This window comes from Conexibacter woesei DSM 14684 (genome assembly GCF_000025265.1).
Lineage (GTDB): Bacteria > Actinomycetota > Thermoleophilia > Solirubrobacterales > Solirubrobacteraceae > Conexibacter > Conexibacter woesei.
Window position 1 is genome coordinate 616588 of sequence record NC_013739.1, and the last position, 18935, is coordinate 635522.

The window sequence follows — 18935 nt, forward strand, 5'->3', positions numbered from 1 at the left end:
ACGCAACACCGGTGGGGCCCCGGTGGGTTCGCGGTCAGCTGCTGAGCGCCACCGTCGGCGGCGTCCGGGCGGCGCGGATCGCGGGGTAGAGGCCGGCGATGCCGCCGATCAGCGTCGTCGCCGCTACGCCGGCCGCCAGAACGGGCAGCGGAATCACCGGGACCCAGCCGTTCGCGGCGGCGATCGCGGCACTGACCGCGGCGCCGAGGGCCGCGCCGGCGATGCCGCCGAGCGTCGAGAGCAGCAGCGCCTCGGCGAGGAACTGCAGGCGGATGTGGCGACGGGTCGCGCCGAGCGCGCGCCGCAGGCCGATCTCCCGCCGGCGCTCCAGCACCGAGATCACCATCGTGTTGGCCACGCCGATCCCGCCGACGAGCAGCGCGATCGACCCCAGCGCCAGCAGCAGGCCGGTGAAGGCGTCGTCGGCGGCGTTCTTGGCGGCGAGCACGTCGGACGGGCGCGAGACCTCCACGCCGTTCGGAGTCTGCGGTTGGACCGTCGGCCCCAGCAGCTCGCGGACGGTGGGGACGGTGGCGTCGGTCGAGCGCTCGTAGACGGTCGTCGGTCGCCCGTCGAACCCGAACGCCCGGCGGGCGGCCGGGATCCCGACCAGGGCGGCCCCGTCGAGCTCCGGAGCGAGCGCCACCGGCGCGAGGATGCCGGCGACCGAGACGTTGAGGCCACCGAGCCAGACCAGGCCACCGCTGCGGCCCACCCCCAGGCGCCGGGCCGCGTCGCGGCCGAGCACGACCGTCGGGTAGCGGGCGGTCGCCGGGTTGAGCCAGCGGCCCCGCTCGATACGGCCGCCGACGACCTCGAGCAGCCGCAGGTCGGTCGCCAGGACCGCGATGCCACCGGTCAGCCCGGGGTCGATCGTCCGGTTGCGGTAGATGTGCGTCTCGGCGAGCTGGCCGGTGGCGGCCGCGTTCTGGACGCCTGGGATGCGCAGGATCCGGGCGACGGCGTCTGGGGGGAGCGGGATCGTCTCGCCGCCGAACTGCTCGCCGGGCTGCATCGTCAGCAGGTTGGTGCCCAGCGCGGAGAGCTGCGCATTCAGCCGCTCGCGGCTCGACGCCGAGATGCCGACGACGGCGATCATCGCCGCGATCCCGATCGCGATGCCGAGCGCGGACAGAACGGCCCGCATCGGTCGTGCGCGCAGGCCCGCGGTGCCCAGCCGCAGGACGTCGCCGCCGCGCAGCCGGGACCGCTGCCACTCATCTCGGTGTGCCGGAGTCGGAGACAAGCCGTCCGTCCTTGATCGTGATCTGGCGCGGCAGCCGCTCGGCGAGCTCGGGGTCGTGGGTGATGACGACGATCGTCGTGCCGGACTGGTTGAGCGCGTACAGCAGTTCGACGATGCTCTCGCCGGCGCGCGAGTCGAGGTTGCCGGTCGGCTCGTCGGCGAGCAGCAGCGGCGGTGCTCCGACGACGGCTCGCGCGATCGCCACGCGTTGGCGCTCGCCGCCGGAGAGCTGGTTGGGCCGGTGGGACAGGCGGTGCGCCAGCCCCACTCGCTCCAGCGCGTCGCGCGCGCGGCCCGCGCGCTCCCGGGGCGGCCGGCCGGTGTAGAGCAGCCCGTCGGCGACGTTGGCCAGCGCGCTGACGCCCTCGCTGAGGTGGAACTGCTGGAAGACGAAGCCGATCCGGTGCGCGCGCAGCGCCGACAGCTCGGTGTCCGACAGGGTCTGCACGTCGACACCGCCGATCAGCGCGCGGCCGGAGGTCGGCCGGTCGAGGGTGCCGACGACGTTGAGCATCGTCGACTTGCCCGACCCGCTCGGTCCGACGATCGCGACGAACTCGCCGTCGGCGATCGTCAGCGACACGCCGGCGAGCGCGTGGACCGGGGGATCGCCGTATTGCCGGCCGACGTCCTCGAGGCGGATCATCGCCTTCATCGGAGGCGGGGCGATGCCTGCGTCACGGCGTCTCCGCTGGGAGGCACTTGTCGAGCACTTCCTGGCTGACCTCGACTTCGGCCGGTATGAAGAACGGTCTGTCCTCCGTCGGGTCGGGGATGTCGATGCCGTTGGCGCGCAGGCATCTCGCGGCCTTCAGCTGCGCCGGCAGGTACTGCTTCTGCTTGCCCTTGTTGGCGGTGACGGTCGGCGGATCGCCGATCTTCGCCACGCAGGTTCTGGACGCTGCAGCGTAGGTGGCGTCGTGCACCACGTCGGGCGCGCCCTTGACCGGATCGGGGTCGGCGACCTCGACGCCGTTCTCGCGCAGGCACTTGGTGAATCTCAGCTCCCACTGGAACTGCGCGTCGCCAGCGGCGGCGGAGGCGCCGGACGAGCCGGCGGCCGCCGTCGAGGCCGACGTGTCGGTGTCGTCGCCGCCGCAGGCCGCCAGGCCGGTGGCCAGCAGCGCCGCGGCGGCGAGGGCCGCGCATCTCTGCCGGCTGCGTCGAACGGTCGTGAGCATGGTGTGTCTCTTTCTGCTGGGGCGGGGGGATTGCACGACGACCACTCCAACGAGACCCGCGTTTGCTCAGCGTCTGCGGATCTCCAGACACTTCCGCAACATCGGCCCGGCCGGTACGGCGCCGCCGGTGCTGTGGCTGGGCAGACTGCCCGTGTCCGTGCACGACACCGGCAGACACCGCGCCGCGCTCGCCGCCGGCAGACCCGATCGCCGTCCGACGACGGCATGACCGCGGCGCGCTGGGTCACGCTGGCGGTCGTCTCGGCGGCGACCGCGATGCTGCTGCTCGACGTGACGATCGTCTACGTCGCGCTGCCCGCGATCCAGCAGGATCTCGGGGCGTCGTTCGCGTCGATGCAGTGGGTGATCGACGCCTACACCGTCGCGCTCGCCGCGACGCTGCTGGGTGCGGGCGCGCTCGCCGACCGGCTCGGCCGCCGCGTCGTCTTCGCCGCCGGGCTCGCCGTCTTCACGATCTTCTCGGCGTTGTGCGGGCTGGCCGGCTCGGCGCTCGTGCTCGACCTCGCGCGCGGCGCGCAGGGGATCGGGGCGGCGGCGATGTTCGCCGCCTCGCTGGCGATCCTCGCGCACGAGTTCCGGGGCGCCGAGCGCGGGTTCGCGCTCGGGGTGTGGGGCGCGATCACCGGGGCCGCGCTCGCGGTCGGGCCGCTGCTGGGCGGGCTCGTCGTCGACGGGCTGAGCTGGCGCTGGATCTTCCTCGTCAACGTCCCGCTCGGCATCGTCCTCGTCATCGCGACGTTGCGGGCGCTGCCGGAGTCGCGCGAGCCGCGCCCGGGCCGGCTCGACGTCGCCGGGATGGTGCTGTTCGGCGCCGCGACCTTCCTCGCCGTGCTCGGCCTGATCCGCGGCAACGAAGACGGCTGGGGCAGCGCGCCGATCGTCGCGGCCCTGGTCGGCGCCGGGCTGCTCTTCGTCGCGTTCGTCGCCGTCGAGCGGCGCGCCGAGGCGCCGATGCTGCCGCTCGCGCTGTTCCGCATCCCCGCGTTCAGCGGCACGGCGCTGATCGCGTTCGCGCAGTCGGTCGCGATCTACCCGCTGCTGCTGTTCCTCGCGATCTACCTCCAGAACGCGCTCGGCTACACGCCGACCGAGGCTGGGCTGCGGCTGCTGCCGATGACGCTGCTGATCCTCGCGGTGGCGCCGATCTCGGGCAAGCTGACCGGCCGGTTGACGCTGCGCGTCCCGCTCGTCGGCGGGCTCGTGCTGTTCGGGATCGCGCTGTTCGCGATGCGCGGCATCGCGCCCGAGGACGAGTGGACGCGGCTGCTGCCCGGCCTGCTGATCGGCGGTGTCGCGGTCGGCATGATCAGCCCCGCGCTCGCCGCCGCGATGGTCGCCGTCCTGCCCGTCGAGCGCAGCGGCCTCTCCTCGGGCATCAACAACACGTTCCGTCAGCTCGGGATCGCGATCGGCATCGCCGGCCTCGGCGCGATCTTCGACCACCACGCCGACGTGGGCACCGCCGCCGGGATCACGCACGGGCTCCACGCCGTCGGGCTCGTCGCCGCGATCGTCGCAGTCGTCGCCGCCGCGGTCGCGTGGCCGCTGCTCGGCAGGCAGCGCTCGACGCCGGCTGCCACGACGGCCGCCGCCGAGCGCCCAGCGGCGGGCTGAGGCTCAGCGGTCGAGCTCGGCGAGCAGGTTGTCGATGCGGCGAGCGATCTCGTCGCGGATCGCGCGGACGGCGTCGAGATCCTGGTCGCGGGGGTCCGTCAGCTCCCAGTCGACGTAGCGGCGGCCGGCGATGTAGGGGCACGTGTCACCGCAGCCCATCGTGACGACGACGTCGGCCCAGCGCGCGTCGTCCTCGGTCAGCGCCGTCGGGGTGCGGTCGGCGAGGTCGACGCCCAGCTCGCGCATGACGGCGACGACTTCGGGGTGGACGTGCGCGGCGGGCGTGGTGCCGGCCGAGCGGGCGGCATGGCGGCCGGCGGCGGCCTGCTCGAAGAGGGCGTGGCTCATCTGTGAGCGGCCGGCGTTCTGGAGGCAGACGAAGAGGACGTTGGTCATCGGGACGGCTCCTCGGCGAGGCGGGCGCGGCGCTCGCGCGGCGTCGCGTCGTCGTGGGTGAAGTAGCGCCGCCGCAGCCAGAGCGCGACGTAGACGAGCGCGACGAGGACGGGCACTTCGATCAGCGGGCCGACGACGCCGGCGAGTGCCTGGCCGGACGTCGCGCCCCAGACGCCGACGGCGACGGCGATCGCCAGCTCGAAGTTGTTGGAGGCGGCGGTGAACGCGAGCGTGGAGGTGCGCGGGTAGCCGAGCTTCATCCAGATGCCGGCGGCGAACGAGACGGCGAACATGACGGCGAAGTAGATGAGCAGCGGCACGGCGATGCGGACGACGTCGAGCGGCTCGGACGTGATCGCGTCGCCCTGGAGAGCGAACAGCATCACGATCGTGAACAGCAGCCCGTAGAGCGCGACGGGGCCGATCTTCGGCAGGAACCGCTGCTCGTACCACTCCGCGCCGCGTCGGCGCAGGCCGACCACGCGCGTCAGGTAGCCGGCGAGCAGGGGGATGCCGAGGAAGATCAGCACCGTGCGCGCGACCTCCCACATCGACACCTCGAAGCCCTGGGAGTCGAGCCCCAGCAGGTCGGGAAGGCCGGTCAGGTAGAACCAGCCGAGCAGCGAGTAGGCGACGATCTGGAAGAGCGAGTTGATCGCGACGAGCAGGGCGGTCGCCTCGCGGTCGGCGCAGGCGAGATCGGTCCAGATCAGGACCATCGCGATGCAGCGGGCGAGGCCGACGACGATCAGGCCGGTGCGGTACTCGGGCTGGTCGGCGAGGAAGATCCACGCGACCGCGAACATCAGCAGCGGCCCGACGATCCAGTTCAAGACGAGCGAGCTGACGATCAGCTTCCGCTCACCGCCGAGCTTGCCCAGCTCCTCGTAGCGGACCTTCGCGAGCACGGGGTACATCATCAGCATGAGCCCGAGCGCGATCGGCAGCGAGACGGTGCCGATGCGCAGCGCGTCGAGCGCGTCGTCGAAGCCGGGGACCAGCGTGCCGAGCGAGAGGCCGGCGGCCATCGCGACGGCGATCCACAAGGGCAGGTAGCGGTCGAGCGTCGAGAGGCGGTCCATCACGGCGGCCTCCTCGGCGCGCGCCGAGGCAGACGCAGTCGAGGTCACGCCCTGGAGCCTATCTATTGATGTTTGTCACTTCAATCGATATATGTAGATTGATGCCTGTCGATCTGGAGCTCGCTCCCAAGACCAAGCGCCCCGCCGGCGAGCCGTGCTGCGAGCCGGTCGTCTATCCCGACGTCGACCGCGAGCAGGCCGTACGGCTCGCGGAGGTCGCCAAGGCGCTCGGCGACCCGATCCGCCTCCAGCTCGTCGACGTGCTGCGCAAGCACGCCGGCAAGGTCTGCGTGTGCGAGCTGGTGCCCCTGTTCGACATCAGCCAGCCGACCCTCTCGCACCACCTCAAGAAGTTGCGCGTGGCCGGGATCGTCGACTCCGAGCGACAAGGGCTGTGGGCCTACTACTACGTGCGCCCCGAGGCGCTGAAGGAGCTGTCCGCATGGCTGACCTGAGCGATACCGACAAGATCCGCGAGGCGGTGCGCGAGCGCTACGCCTCCGCGGCGACGGCGAGCGCGACCGACGCGCCTGTCGGCGGCGACTGCTGCGGTCCGGCGTCCGCGGTGCCGGTCGCCACGACCGACGCGCAGGGGCGCGAGGTCTTCGGCGCCGCGCTCTACGACAGTGCCGACGCCGACGCGCCCGAGGCCGCCGTCGCGGCGTCGTTGGGCTGCGGTGTGCCGACCGCCGTCGCCGATCTGCACGCGGGCGAGACGGTGCTCGACCTCGGCTCGGGTGCCGGCGCCGACGTGCTGATCTCCGCCCGCTGCGTCGGTCCGAACGGGCATGCGATCGGGCTCGACATGACCGACGAGATGCTCGCCCTCGCGCGCAGAAACGCCGACGAGGCAGGGGTCGCGAACGTCGAGTTCGTCAAGGGCTACATCGAGGACATCCCGCTGGCCGGGGGCAGCGTCGACGTCGTCATCTCCAACTGCGTCCTGAACCTCTCAGGCGACAAGCCGAAGGTGCTGCGCGAGGCCGCGCGCGTGCTGCGCGGCGGCGGCCGCTTCTCGATCTCCGACGTGATCGCCGACGAAGACATGGACGCCGCGACTCGCGCCGACATGCGGCAATGGACCGGCTGCGTCGCGGGCGCGCTCACCCGCGCGGAGTTCGAGCAGGCGCTCGCCGACGCCGGGCTGACCGACGTCGAGATCCGCGAGACGCACCGAGTCCACGAGCACGCCGCCGCCGCGATCATCCGCGCCACCAAGCGGGCCACCGCGTGACGAAACGCCAAACCTTGCGCTAGCGGCGGTGGATCGCCGCCCGGTGGCACTCCGCGGCCGTGGCCGGTGACCCCCGCGGCGACCGGTGTAGCGGTCGTCACCCGCGCGGCGAGCGGGTCACGCTCGAGCCACGACCGGCCCCGTTGTTCGAGCCCGGCGGCTGGCTCAGCCGTCGGCCGGCGTCGTCTGCCGTGGTGCGTCGACGTCGGCGATCAGCTCGCGCAGCGCCGCGACGTGGCGCGCGAGGGCCCGCGAGCCGGGCGGGGTGAGCGCCACCCAGGTGGTGCGGCGGCCGACACGGACGCCCTTGCGGCTCTTGACGTACCCCGCGCCCACGAGGGTGGCGATGTGCTTGGAGAGGACCGAGTCGCTGACGTCGAGGCGATCGCGAAGGGTCGCGAACTCCGCTTCGCTGACCGCGGACAGCATCGTCATCAGGCGCAGCCGCGCCGGCGGGTGGATGAGCGGATCGAGGTCGCTCACAGTCGCCCGACGATGAGCAGCGCCGCGGCGAGGACTGCCAGCCCGATCGACAGTGCCACGGTGGCCCGAGCGCCGGCCGCTGCCGAGGCAGGGGTGCTCCCTGCTCGGTAGCGGCGCATCCAGCGCACGCTGCACGCCGACCACACGATGCCTCCGCACCCGGCAAAGATGCCGACCAGCCACCAGCTGCCCGCGTTCGCCGCGACCACCGCTGCGGTGAACATCGCTCCGTACCCGACCGAAGCCTCCCACGTGAACCCGAGCGTCGCTTGATGCAGGAAGCCGCCGAGCCACACGCCGTTGCGTTGCCGGAACCGCAGCAACTGCATGCCGGCCGCCAGGCAGAACACGGCCACGCCGCCGAGGCCCAGGAGTGCCGGCCACGACTCACTCCCCGCGGCCCGCGCGTCGTGCGGCGGTGAACTTTCCATGGTGGAAAGCGTAGACCCTACTTTCCACCTTGGCAAGTAGAGGTAGCCCCCGCCGCCGCTGTGCGCTGAAAGGTGAGAGCATGGCGGTGTGGACCTCGGCGTCCATCTGCCGCTGATGCCGTTCGGAGGCGAGCCTGTTTCTCTCGGGCGGCTCGCGAGGGTGGTCGACACCGCGCGCGAGTGCGGCCTTGCCGCGGTCGCCGCCAACGATCACTTCGTCTACCAGACTGCGTGGCTTGACGGGCCGACGGCGCTGGCGAGCATGATCGAGCGGTCCGGCCGGATGGCCCTCGCTACGACGGTGTCGCTTCCAGTGCTGCGCGGTCCGGTGCCGCTGGCGAAGGCGCTCGCGGCGATCGACGTCCTCTCGGAGGGGCGACTCGTCGCGGCCGTCGGGCCGGGCTCGTCGTCGCGTGACTACGACGCCGTGGGCGTCGCCTTCGAGGAGCGTTGGGAGCGATTCGACGAGGCGCTTGCCGTGCTGCGAGGTCTGCTCGGAGGCGGACCGGATCCGGAGGATGCGCGCTTCTATGCCGTGCCGCCCGATCTCGAGCTTGCGCCGGGCCCACATCGGCGGGGCGGCGGCAATCTGTGGGTCGCGAGCTGGGGTTCGAACGCGGGACTGGCGCGAGTGGCGCGAGCAGGCGACGGTTGGCTTGCGTCCGCGTACAACACGACACCGGAGCGCTTCGCGGCTGCTCGTGGCCGGTTGGCGCGTGCGCTCGAGGACCGGGGGCGCGACGCGGACGGGTTTCCGAACGCGCTTGCGACGATGTGGACGTGGGTCGCCGACGATCGCGCGGCGGGCGAGCGCGTGCTCGCCGACGTCTTGTCTCCGCTGCTGAAGCGAGATCCGGACGAGCTGCGCGGGCAGGTCTGCGTGGGCTCCGTCGAGCACTGCGCCGAACTCCTCTCCCGGTATGCGGAGGCGGGGTGCGGGCGCGTGTACCTGTGGCCGCTGGGCGACGAGCAGCGTCAGCTCGAGCTGATCGCCAGCGAGGTGGCGCCGATGCTCGGCGCCACCTGAGCTGCCGCGGCGCGCAGGCTTTCGAGCATGGCCGCGACCGGAGGGCCGTGGTAGCCGTCGCGCGGGCGGGCGGCGGAGATCCGGCGGACGGGCGCGCCTGACGCGAGCTTTCGCACCTCGACCCCGGGCAGGGGGTGCGCGACGGCGAGCCCGGGGATCAGTGAGACGCCGAGGCCGGCGGCAACGAGCGCCTGGACCGCGATGTAGTCGTCTGAGGCGAGGCTCGCGTGCGGCGTGAAGCCGGCCAGGCGGCAGGCGTGGGCGGTGATCCGGTACCAGGCGCTGTTCGGCGATCCGCCGATCCATGGCTCGCCGCTGAGGTCCGAGAGCTCGAGCGGGCGGCGCCGGCGGGCGAGGCGGTGACCCGCGGGCAGGACGGCTTGGAACGGGTCGTCGGCGAGCGGCATCCGCTCGAGGTCGCGCGCGCTGATCTCGGGCAGGGCCTCGTGGTCGTAGATCAGTGCGAGGTCGAGCTCCCCGGTCTCCAGGCGCGGGACGAGTCGCTGCAGGTGATCGTCGACGACGGTCAGCGTCACGTCCGGATGGGTGCGTCCGAAGCGCTCGAACGCGGGCGGCATGAGCGTCGCGAGCGCGGTCGGGAACGTCCCGAAGCGCAGGCGTCCGTGGCGCCGGCCGGCGATCTCCGCGAGCTCCTGCTCGGCGTCGTCGAGCCGCGCGAAGATCCCGGTCGCGTGCCGGGTCAGGGCGTAGCCGGCCTCGGTCAGCTCGACTGGGCGCGTGCCGCGCTCGACCAGGCGCTGCCCGACCTCACGCTCGAGCGTGGCGACATGCTGGCTCACGGCCGACTGCGTGAGCGTCAACGCATGCGCTGCCGCCGAGAAGGAGCCGTGGACGGCGACCTCCCGAAGCACCCTGAGCCGACGCACGTCGATCATCAGTCGAACTTATAGTCCTTCGTGGATCGCGATTGCAACTGATGCTGAAGCTTGGGACGGTCGCCCGGCAGTCTCGACCGATGGAGGGGATCAGATGGCGATCATCGACCAGGCGCCGCTCGACGCCGGCAAGCTCGAGCAGTTCGTGTTCCGTGCCGTGGACGAGGTCGGCGCCACGCTCAACGCGGCGCTGGTCGTGATGGGCGACCGGCTCGGCCTCTACCGTGCGCTGGCGGGCGCGGGGGCGCTCACCGCGGGCGAGCTCGCGCGGCGGACCGGCACGAGCGAGCGGTATGTGCGGGAGTGGCTCAACGCGCAGGCCGCGGGCGGCTATGTCGAGTATCACCCGGAAGGTCGGTACAGCCTGGCGCCCGAGCAGGCGGTGGCGCTGACGGATCCCGACAGCCCGGCCTTCCTGCCGGGGTTCTTCGAGATCGCGCTCGGCTCGGTGCTCGACTCGCCGCGGATCACCGACGCCGTCCGCAGCGGTGACGGCGTCGGCTGGCACGAGCACAACGAGCACGTCCACGACGGCTGCGAACGGTTCTTCCGGCCTGGCTACAACGCCAACCTCGTCGACGCTTGGCTGCCCGCCCTCGACGGCGTCGTCGACCGGCTGCAGCGCGGCGCGCGCGTCGCCGACGTCGGCTGCGGTCACGGCGCCTCGACGATCCTCATGGCAGGCGCGTTCCCGAACTCGACGTTCGTGGGCTCCGACTGTCACGCCGGGTCGATCGAGACCGCCCGCCGCCGCGCCGACGAGGCCGGCGTCGCGGATCGTGTGCGCTTCGAGGCGGCGCCCGCCGCCGCGTACACCGGCGACGGCTACGACCTGGTGACGATGTTCGACTGCCTGCACGACATGGGCGACCCGGTCGGCGCCGGGCGGCATGTGCGGAGCACGCTCGCGGCGGACGGCACGTGGATGATCGTCGAGCCCGCCGCCGGCGACCGCCTCGAGGACAACCTCAACCCGATCGGCCGCGCCTACTACGGGTTCTCGACGCTGCTGTGCACCCCCGCGTCGCTCTCGCAGGACGTCGGCCTGGCGCTCGGCGCCCAGGCCGGCCCCGCCCGGATCGCCGAGGTCGTCACCGAGGCTGGCTTCGCCCGCTTCCGCCGCACCGCCGAGACCCCGTTCAACCACGTCTACGAGGCACGCCCGTGACGCGGACGAGACGCGTCACCGCGGTCGCCGTGGCCGCGGCCGGCCTGCTCGCGGCGCCCGCCGGCGCCGATGCGGCCGTGTCGTGCGCCTTCGGCTCCGGGGTGCTGGACGTGTCGATCGGCGCCAGCGGAGACGTCGTCACCCTGGTGGAAGACAACGGTGCGATCGAGCTGGGCGTCCCCGGCAGCCCCTCGCCCGAGTGCACGGGCGAGAACCCGACGACGACGAACACGAATGCGATCACCGTGCACAACGCGCCGGGACTGACCGACAACGTCGTCGCCATCCTCGACGCGAACGAGTACGCCCCCGGGCTCACCGGTGAACCGGGCGACGACGAGATCGAGGTCGTCGTGAACCTCAACGACGGGGCTCGCACGGCGCTCGTCGTCGCCGTCAGCGCGCCACCTGGCCGCGTCGTGTGGGGTACGAACGGGATCAACCCCAACGCCACCGAGAGCGAAGACCAGCCGGACCGCGACATCGACCACAACGGCACCGTGGCCCTGCTCATCGGGAACGGCAGCGCCGGTCCGGATTCTCTGAGCGCCCAGGGCGGGCGCGGCACCGGCGGCCCTCTCACCCGCGGGATCACGCTGTTCGGCAGCGACGGGAACGACGCGCTGATCGGCGGCGACCGCGCCGACGAGCTTCAAGGAAACGATGGCGCCGACGTCGTCGCCGGCTTCGGGGGCGACGACCTGGTCGACGGAGGCGAAGGTCCCAACGGCACCATCTCCGGCGGCGACGGGAACGACATCGTCTCGCCCGGCTCGGTCACCGATCCCGTGGACGGTGGAGCCGGCCGGGACCTGCTCTCGTACGCCAACTTCGCGTCCGGCGTGTCGGTCGGACTGGAGGGCACGGGCGCCGAGAACCTCGACGGGACCAGATTCGACGACGTGCTGCACGGCGACGACGGGCCGAACACGATCTTCGGTCTGGAGGGGAACGACCAGATCGACGGCCGCGGCGGGACCGACGACCTCTTCGGGGGCTTCGGCGAGGACACGCTGCAAGCCCGCGACGGCGAAGCCGACACGGCCGAGTGCGGGCCGGGCGCCGACGACACCGTCACGGCCGACCAGCTCGGGCTCGACCTGCTGTCCGGCTGCGAGACGGTCATCTTCCCGCGCGCCCCCGACCCCGGAGGCTCCGGTGGAGGGGGCGGCGTCCCCGGCGGAGCGGCCCCCGGAGGTGGCGGCGCCCCCGGAGGTGGCGGCGGTGCTGCCGGCGGTGCCGGCGAGCCCGCCGTGCCGCCGACGTTCGGCGCCCGGACGCTCGTGACGCTCGCGCTCGCCAACCGCCGGATGCCGGCGACCGGTCCACTCGCCATTCGGGTCTCGAACGCAAACGTGTTCGGCGTGAGCGGGATCCTGTCGGGCCAGGCCACGCGGAGGCGCTCGCCGTCACCGCGTGAGCGGCGCACCGGCGTCGTAGCCAGGCGGTTCACGGTCCTCCCGAACGCGCGCACGACCGTCGAGTTGACACTGCCGAAGGCACTGCGCCGACAGCTCGGGAGAGGACGCACTCTCTCGCTGCAGATCACCGCGAAGGTCCGGGACCCGGCCGGGAGCGCGCGCACCGTCAAGAAGACGCTCCCCGTCCGCGTCCGCGTGCGCTCCGGCGCACGTTGACGGCCCGCTTCGAAGCGCTCAAGCCACCAGCGCGGTACCGGTCTGGTACCGCGCTGGTACCGTTTTCCGGATGAGCAAGCAGATCGCCGTTCGGCTTCCGGATGAGCTGGTCCTCACCCGCGAGCTTGTCCGCCGGATCGGCCTCTTGCTCGACTCTCGAGAACCAGCGCTGACCGACGCGATCCGCGCGGCGTTCGATCTCGACTGACTGGTTCCAGGACCGGCTGCACCCAGATTTGCTGTGCGTGAGGATGTGTCGTGGGCTCACCTGACGTTGTGATCATCGGGGCAGGCGCCGCCGGGCTGATGTGTGCGCTGACCGCCGCCGAGCGCGGCCGTCGGGTGCTGCTCGTCGACCACTCCAACAAGGCGGGCAAGAAGATCCTCATGTCCGGTGGCGGTCGCTGCAACTTCACCAACATGTATGCGGACCCGGCGAACTTCGCCTCGATGAACCCGCATTTCTGTAAGTCGGCCTTGGCTCGCTACACCCCGTGGGACTTCATCGCCTTGGTCGGCAAGCACGGTGTGCCGTACCACGAGAAGAAGCTCGGCCAGCTGTTCTGCGACAACAGGTCCAAGGACATCCTCGAGATGCTGTTGGAAGAGTGTCGGCAGGCTGGTGTCGAGCTGCGACTGCGCACCTCGGTGCAGCGGGTCGAGAAGACCGCATCCGGATACCTGTTGAGCACCGACATGGGGCAGATCACCTCGCCGTCGCTGGTGGTCGCCACCGGCGGTCTGTCGATTCCGACGCTGGGCGCCACCGGCTTCGGCTACGAGATCGCCCGCCAGTTCGGCCACAACGTTCTGTCCACCCGCGCCGGTCTGGTGCCGTTCACCATCTCCGGCCCGCTCAAGGAGTTGTGCGTCGAGCTGTCCGGCACGTCGGTGGACTGCGTCGTCAGCTGCAACGGCGAGAGCTTCCGCGAGAACATCCTGTTCACCCACCGCGGCCTCAGCGGCCCGGCGATCCTCCAGATCTCCTCGTTCTGGCATCCCGGCGACGCCATGGAGATCAACCTGCTGCCCGACCGCGACGCGCTGGAGTGGCTGCAAGCCCAGCAGGCCGCACGCCCGAACAGCGAGCTGAAGACCGTTCTGGCCGAGGTCTTCACCAAGAAGATGGCGGCCCTTCTGACCGATCGCTGGTTCACTTCCCAGCCGATGAAGCAGTACGCCCCGGCCGGACTGCGCGACATCGCCGACAAGCTCGGCGCCTGGCAGGTGGTGCCGGCAGGCACCGAGGGCTACCGGACGGCCGAGGTCACCCTCGGCGGCGTCGACACGCGCGAAGTGTCGTCCAAGACCATGCAATCGCTGAAGAGCCCGGGTCTCTACTTCATCGGCGAGGTGCTGGACGTCAACGGCCACTTGGGCGGTTTCAACTTCCAATGGGCTTGGGCCTCGGGCCACGCGGCGGCGCAGTTCGTATGAGATCTCTCACTGTGCTGCTGGGGATCCGCGGGAGCGTCGCGCGACCGGTGCCGCGCCGGCCTCAGCCGCCGCCGAGCACGCGGGTGAGGCGGGCGGTGCCGCGGCTGCCATCGGCCGTCTCGACCGCCAGCGCGAAGGTCACGCGGGCGCGGCGCGGGAGCGTCCGCCCGCGTGGGAGCCGGACCGTGACGCGTGCGCTCCCGCTGCCGACCGAGACCGGCACGCTCGCGAGCGTGCGCCCGCCGGCCTGGAGGTGCAGCGTGCCGCGGCAGCGGCGCGAGCAGCGGGCGGTCAGCCGCACCCCGCGGCGGAGCGCGGCGACGGTGGTCGTGCGCGGGCCGGTGAGCGCCGCGGCGAGCGGCTCCAGCTCCGGCGCTTCGGGCGTACCGCCGGGGCCCTGCGGGTTCGGCGGACCGCTGCCGGGCGGCGGCTGCTGTGCGGGCGGCTGCTGCTGTTCGGGTGGTGGCGGTTGCTGTCTGGGCGGCTGCTGCGGCTCCGGCTCCGGCTCCGCGATGACCGTGCGGAGGAGCGTCGAGAGGTTGCCGGCGGCGTCGGTCGCGGTGGCCTCGAAGCGGTGGGTGCCGGCTGCCAGCGTGCGCTCGAAGCGCTCACCGCACGGGGCCGGCGGCGCGTCGTTCCAGCGGCAGGCGAGCGTCAGCGGCGAGCCGTCGACGGCCGCGGCGGTGTAGACGACGGTGCCGGCGCGCACGCGAGCGCCGTCGGCAGGGCCGTCGAGCGTCAGCGCCGGTGCGGTCGCGTCGACCGTCCAGGCGCGCCGGACCGACGTCGTGTTGTCGGCCAGGTCGGTTGCGGCGATCGTCACCTCGTGGTCGCCGTCGGGCAGGCCGGCGACCTCCAGCCGCTCGCCGCAGGCGACCGGCTCGGCGTCGAGTGTGCAGGCGGTCGTGCCGGGGTTCCGGTCGGCGACGGCGATCGCGAAGCTCTCCGCGCGCCGGCCGGACAGCTCGCCCTCGGCCGGCCCGCCCGTCAGCGTCACGAGCGGCCAGGCGTTGTCGAACGTCAGCGGCTGTCTGTACGTGCCGATGTTGCCGGCCTCGTCGGTCGCGACGACGGTCACCTCGTAGGCGCCGTCGGAGTATGCCGGCACCGTGAACCAGTCGGTGCACGGCGCGGGTGGGATTGACGGGGGCACGGGTGTCGCGAGGCCGAAGCTGCAGGTCGTGCGCGCTCCCCACTCGACGTCCCAGGAGACCGTGATCGGCGCCTCGCCGGGACGCCGGTACGTCCTGAACGGATCGAAGGCGAGCCAGGGCGGGGCGCTGTCGACCATGATCGGGCGGTACGGGGCGACGGCGATCAGCTGGTCGCCGTCGTACAGGCGCGCGTGCACCTCGTAGCCGCCGTCCGCGAGGCCGGCGACTGGCAGCTCGAACGCGAACCAGCCGTCGGCGCCGGGTTGATCGACCGTCACCGACGGCCCGCCCGCCGTCGCGACCGAGACGACGACGCGCGACGGCGTCCCCTCGCCTGCCGTCGCGCGCACCGCGCCGGTCAGCGGGCGGGCCGGCGAGACGAGCTTCTCCTCCCCTTCGTCCCAGTCGCGGTACTGCGCCGCGGTCGCCGTGCCGGCCAGCGCGAACGCCGCCGTGACCGTCGCCACGGCCGCGATCGTCGCGGTCCTCCACCGTCGGCCCATCGTTGCCTCCTTGCCGGGTCAGCGTCCGCACCGCACGCTCCGTCGCGCGGCTTTCGTCCCGGGAATCGGCCGCGAGCGGCGCCCGGCGCTCCCCCGAACGGCTCGTCGCCGTCCGACCTTGGTCGCGGCGTCGCCTTCGTCGCGGCGTTCCGTCGATCATCGGCCGCGAGCGCGCGTCTCAACGCCGGGGCGTCGTCGATGTCCCGGTCATGGCGATGGATCCCGCGACCGCAGGCCGACACTGTCGCCACGCACGCGCGCGAGGGCTTCGAGCTCGCGCTGGATCAGGGGTTGGAAGACCTGTGCGCCGCTCACGCGCGCGACCTGTGCGGCGCGGGCGAGAACCGTCTCGATCCGCTCGCCGGCCGCCGCGCCCTGGGTGGCGAGCAGGACGTGCGCGAGCGTGATCGGCGCCGACAGCGCGCAGGTACCCAGGCCTCGGGAGTTCATGATGTCCACCGCCTCCAGGGCAGCCGCGAGCGCCTCGTCGGGCGCACCGAGCCCGAGCCGGGACCGCGCGATCGTCGCGAGCAGCAGCGGCTCGTGGTAGAGGCCGATCCCGTGCTCCCGGATCGTCGCGAGGTCGGACTCCGCGCGCGCGAGCGCATCGGCGACGCGTCCCGCGGCCGCGTCGGCCACGGCAACGGGCACGGAGCATGCGATGGTGTGGGTCGTGTCGCCCGCCGGCTCGGCGATCGCGAGGCCCAGCGCAGCGCTGCGAAGCGCCGCCGCGATCTGCCCGACGGTCGCTTCGAGCAGCGCACGGTTCGCATGGCAAGCCGACTCCGTCTGGGGGTCGTCGTGCTCGCGCGTCAGCTCGGTCCCACGGTCGAAGTCGCGGCGGGCCTGCTCGAGCTCGCCCATGTACCCGACGACCTGCCCGCGACTCTGCCAGGCGTGCCCGAGCGGGCACACGAAGCTGATGCCGGAGCCCGTCGCCGGGTCGTCGCCCGCCAGCGTGAGCGCGTGGTCGAGTGTTTCCACCGCTTCGGTCAACGAGCCTGCCACCCAGCTTGCGTACGCGACGCCCATGGACGCGGTCAGCGCACGCCCGGGATCGCCGGCCGCGACCGCTGCTTGGCTGGCTGTCCGGAACCGGACGAGGCTCGCTCGCTCGCGGCCGCTGTGCATGAGCGACCCGGCGTAGTAGAGATCCCCACGAAATCGCTCGATGTCCGCGTGCGCCTCGGCGTGGATCGCCGCGGCCTCCTCGGGAGCGATCCCAAGTCGCCAGGACAGGCTGAGGATGCCGACGCCGGCCTTGGTGGTCAGCGCGTCGCGCTCGGGCGAGGCGTCGAGGTCGTCGGCGAGCGCGCGGACGCGACGCCAGTGACGCATGCAGTCGGCGGGGGACGGTCCCTCCGCCCAGGCCGCGGCGCGCGCGTGCCATTCGGCGGCCCTGAGCTTGTCGCCGGCCGCCTCGCAGTGGTGGGCGACGAGGGCCGCGCGCTCGTCCAGGCCGTCGGGGTACGCGCGCTCGATCGCGGCGGCGACGGCGCGGTGCGCGTGCGCCCGCCTTTCGGAGAGCTGGGAGGCGTAGGCGACCTCCTGCGTCAGCGGATGCTTGAAGACGTACTCCTCGCGACCGCGCAGCCCGCGCGGGATGACCCACTGGGCGCTCGCGAGCACCCCGACCGCTTCCGCCAGCTCGCTCTCGCTGAGCTCGGAGACCGCGCCCAACAGCGCCCCGGGGATCTCGATCCCGATCACCGACATCGTCTGCACGAGCGCCTTCTCGCGCGCGGGCAGCCGATCGATGCGCGCCGCGAGCCCCGCCTGCACCGTCGGCGGCAGGACGAGGCCCTCGAGCTCCGCCGCGAGCTCGTAGGTCCCCCGCGCGCCGGTGAGATGGCCGTTCTCGGCGAGCGCCTGGACGACCTCCTCGATGAAGAACGGGTTGCCGCCCGTGCGAGCGTCGATCAGCCCCGCCAGCCCGTCGAGCGAGCGGTCGCGTCCGAGCAGCTCGGTGAGCAGGCTGCCCGTGGCGTCGGCGTCGAGCGGCCCGAGCTCGATCTGGGCGTGCGGGCCGTCCACCAGCATCACGGTCTCGTGCTCGGGCCGGTAGGTCGTGACGAGCAGCGTGCGGGAGCCGACGACCGCCTCGGCGAGCTGCTCGAGGAACGCGGCGCTGGCGTCGTCGAGCCAATGGAGGTCCTCGACCACGAGCACCGCCGCCTCCGAGCGAGCACGCGACGCGACCATCCGCGTCACCACCGTCAGGAGCTGATGCTGGCGAACCTCCGGATCGAGCGATGCGGCCGGACGGTCGGGGTCCGCGACGCCGAGGAACTCGAACAGCAACGGCAGGTCGGATGCGAATGCCGGGTCTAGACGCAGCATCGTCGTCTCGATCCGCACGCGGGCGGCCTCCGGCGGGTCGTCCTCGGCCACGCCGAACGAGTCGCGCAGCAGCGCCAGCACCGGCAGCAGTGGGACGTAGCGCCCGTGCGCTACGCCATGCGTCACGCTGACCGTCAGCCCCCGAGCGACGCAGCCCGCGACGAACTCGTGCACCAGGCGGCTCTTGCCGACGCCCGCGTCGCCGACGATCCCGATCGCCCGCCCGTCGCCGGCGAGCGCGTGCTCGAGCGCCATCTCCAGCGCGGCGCCCTCGGCGTCGCGGCCGATGAACGGCGACAGGCCGCGCGTGGCCGCCATCGCGTCCAGGCGCGTCTGCGCCGCGCCCCGCCCGATCAGCTCCAGCACGCGCTGGCGTCCCTCCGCGCCCTTGACCACGAACTCGCCGAGCTCGCGCAGGGCGAACTCGCCGTCGACGAGCGCAGCGGTCGATGCGCTGATCGCCGCGGACCCGACGGGGGCCAGCGACTCGATCCGCTTGCCGAGCGCGGTCGTGTTCCCGATCGGGACGAAGTCCATGTGGACGTCGTCCCCGATCGCGCCGACGACGACCTCGCCGGAGTTCAGCCCGCAGCGGATCGCGAACTCGACCCCGTCGGCCTGCGCGACGTCCGCAGCCAGCTCGGCCACCTCGCTCTGGAGCTGGAGAACCGCCAGGCACGCGCGCCGCGCGTGGTCCTCGTGCGCGAGCGGTGCCCCGAAGACCGCCATCAAGCCGTCGCCGGTGAACTGGTTGACCGTCCCCTCGAAGGCATGGACGGCGCGCGCGGCGATCGCCAGGAAGCGGTCGAGGATCAGCCCCCAGCGCTCGCCGTCGAGGAGGTCGGTCAGCTGCATCGAGCCGACGATGTCGGCGTACATCACCGTGACCTGCTTGCGCTCACCCTCGATCGCCGTGCGCTCGTCGAGGATCTTCGCCTCGAGCGTGCGCGGCGCCCGCAGCGGAGCGGCGGTCGCCGTCAGCGCCGTCCCACAGCGCTCGCAGAAGCGCGCGCGATCCGTCGCGCGGTGCCCGCAGTCGGCGCAGTGTCTCGATCCCAAGCTCGGCTCCCGGCCGCGAGGCTACG

At 72.6% G+C, this 18935-nt stretch carries 18 protein-coding genes; 8 read left to right on the forward strand and 10 right to left on the reverse strand.

Annotated features, from left to right (window positions below; all coding sequences use genetic code 11):
- Positions 1 to 34: 34 nt before the first annotated feature.
- The 3 genes from CWOE_RS02930 to CWOE_RS30105 all read right to left on the reverse strand — a co-directional run bounded on the left by CWOE_RS02930 (position 35) and on the right by CWOE_RS30105 (position 2427).
- Positions 35 to 1147 carry an ABC transporter permease gene (locus tag CWOE_RS02930; RefSeq protein WP_081425208.1) on the reverse strand — a complete coding sequence of 371 codons (1113 nt, stop codon included), beginning with the start codon at positions 1145 to 1147 and terminating at the stop codon, positions 35 to 37.
- A 70-nt stretch (positions 1148 to 1217) separates the two neighbouring features.
- Positions 1218 to 1901, reverse strand: coding sequence for an ABC transporter ATP-binding protein (locus CWOE_RS02935; RefSeq protein WP_012932072.1), 684 nt, complete (start codon positions 1899 to 1901; stop codon positions 1218 to 1220).
- A 22-nt stretch (positions 1902 to 1923) separates the two neighbouring features.
- Positions 1924 to 2427, reverse strand: a complete 504-nt coding sequence (locus CWOE_RS30105) for a hypothetical protein (protein WP_012932073.1) — start codon at positions 2425 to 2427, stop codon at positions 1924 to 1926.
- 225 nt (positions 2428 to 2652) lie between these two features.
- Between CWOE_RS30105 and CWOE_RS02945 the strand changes: the two genes are divergently transcribed.
- Complete coding sequence (locus CWOE_RS02945; RefSeq protein WP_012932075.1) at positions 2653 to 4062, forward strand: DHA2 family efflux MFS transporter permease subunit; 1410 nt, start codon at positions 2653 to 2655, stop codon at positions 4060 to 4062.
- Between the two features lie 3 nt (positions 4063 to 4065).
- Here CWOE_RS02945 and CWOE_RS02950 read toward each other — a convergent pair whose 3' ends face one another.
- Together CWOE_RS02950 and arsB are read right to left on the reverse strand one after the other, a co-directional pair.
- On the reverse strand, positions 4066 to 4458 hold the full coding sequence (locus tag CWOE_RS02950; RefSeq protein ID WP_012932076.1) for an arsenate-mycothiol transferase ArsC: 393 nt from the start codon (positions 4456 to 4458) through the stop codon (positions 4066 to 4068).
- Positions 4455 to 5588 (reverse strand): ACR3 family arsenite efflux transporter, encoded by a 1134-nt coding sequence (gene arsB, locus CWOE_RS02955; RefSeq protein ID WP_012932077.1) that lies wholly within the window; start codon positions 5586 to 5588, stop codon positions 4455 to 4457. Before arsB ends, CWOE_RS02950 begins: the two co-directional genes overlap by 4 nt.
- A gap of 53 nt (positions 5589 to 5641) precedes the next feature.
- Here arsB and CWOE_RS02960 point away from each other — a divergent pair, with 53 nt between their 5' ends.
- A complete protein-coding gene (locus CWOE_RS02960; RefSeq protein WP_012932078.1) occupies positions 5642 to 5995 on the forward strand; it encodes an ArsR/SmtB family transcription factor in 354 nt (117 codons plus the stop codon).
- Positions 5983 to 6774 carry an arsenite methyltransferase gene (gene arsM / locus CWOE_RS02965; protein ID WP_012932079.1) on the forward strand — a complete coding sequence of 264 codons (792 nt, stop codon included), beginning with the start codon at positions 5983 to 5985 and terminating at the stop codon, positions 6772 to 6774. The genes CWOE_RS02960 and arsM overlap by 13 nt, the downstream gene beginning before the upstream one ends.
- A gap of 165 nt (positions 6775 to 6939) precedes the next feature.
- Here arsM and CWOE_RS02970 read toward each other — a convergent pair whose 3' ends face one another.
- Complete coding sequence (locus tag CWOE_RS02970) at positions 6940 to 7257, reverse strand: transcriptional regulator (protein WP_012932080.1); 318 nt, start codon at positions 7255 to 7257, stop codon at positions 6940 to 6942.
- Positions 7254 to 7688, reverse strand: a complete 435-nt coding sequence (locus CWOE_RS02975) for a hypothetical protein (RefSeq protein ID WP_012932081.1) — start codon at positions 7686 to 7688, stop codon at positions 7254 to 7256. The genes CWOE_RS02970 and CWOE_RS02975 overlap by 4 nt, the downstream gene beginning before the upstream one ends.
- A gap of 88 nt (positions 7689 to 7776) precedes the next feature.
- On the opposite strand from CWOE_RS02975, the gene CWOE_RS02980 reads away from it, so the two are divergent.
- Complete coding sequence (locus CWOE_RS02980; protein ID WP_012932082.1) at positions 7777 to 8715, forward strand: LLM class flavin-dependent oxidoreductase; 939 nt, start codon at positions 7777 to 7779, stop codon at positions 8713 to 8715.
- Here the strand turns inward: CWOE_RS02980 and CWOE_RS02985 are convergent.
- Positions 8664 to 9611, reverse strand: a complete 948-nt coding sequence (locus CWOE_RS02985; RefSeq protein WP_012932083.1) for a LysR family transcriptional regulator — start codon at positions 9609 to 9611, stop codon at positions 8664 to 8666. The genes CWOE_RS02980 and CWOE_RS02985 overlap by 52 nt on opposite strands.
- Positions 9612 to 9705: 94 nt before the next feature.
- Here CWOE_RS02985 and CWOE_RS02990 point away from each other — a divergent pair, with 94 nt between their 5' ends.
- From CWOE_RS02990 to CWOE_RS03000, 4 genes are all read left to right on the forward strand, one after another.
- A complete protein-coding gene (locus tag CWOE_RS02990; protein WP_012932084.1) occupies positions 9706 to 10779 on the forward strand; it encodes a class I SAM-dependent methyltransferase in 1074 nt (357 codons plus the stop codon).
- Positions 10776 to 12416 carry a calcium-binding protein gene (locus CWOE_RS30110; RefSeq protein ID WP_012932085.1) on the forward strand — a complete coding sequence of 547 codons (1641 nt, stop codon included), beginning with the start codon at positions 10776 to 10778 and terminating at the stop codon, positions 12414 to 12416. Before CWOE_RS02990 ends, CWOE_RS30110 begins: the two co-directional genes overlap by 4 nt.
- 70 nt (positions 12417 to 12486) lie before the next feature.
- A complete protein-coding gene (locus CWOE_RS33255) occupies positions 12487 to 12624 on the forward strand; it encodes a hypothetical protein (protein ID WP_012932086.1) in 138 nt (45 codons plus the stop codon).
- 50 nt (positions 12625 to 12674) lie between these two features.
- Complete coding sequence (locus CWOE_RS03000; RefSeq protein WP_012932087.1) at positions 12675 to 13853, forward strand: BaiN/RdsA family NAD(P)/FAD-dependent oxidoreductase; 1179 nt, start codon at positions 12675 to 12677, stop codon at positions 13851 to 13853.
- A gap of 61 nt (positions 13854 to 13914) precedes the next feature.
- On the opposite strand, the gene CWOE_RS03005 is transcribed toward CWOE_RS03000, so the two are convergent.
- Entirely contained in the window at positions 13915 to 15510 is a 1596-nt protein-coding gene (locus CWOE_RS03005) for a hypothetical protein (protein ID WP_012932088.1), read from the reverse strand.
- Between the two features lie 207 nt (positions 15511 to 15717).
- Positions 15718 to 18909: an adenylate/guanylate cyclase domain-containing protein gene (locus CWOE_RS03010; protein WP_012932089.1), complete on the reverse strand. Its 3192-nt coding sequence runs from the start codon at positions 18907 to 18909 to the stop codon at positions 15718 to 15720.
- Positions 18910 to 18935 lie beyond the last annotated feature (26 nt).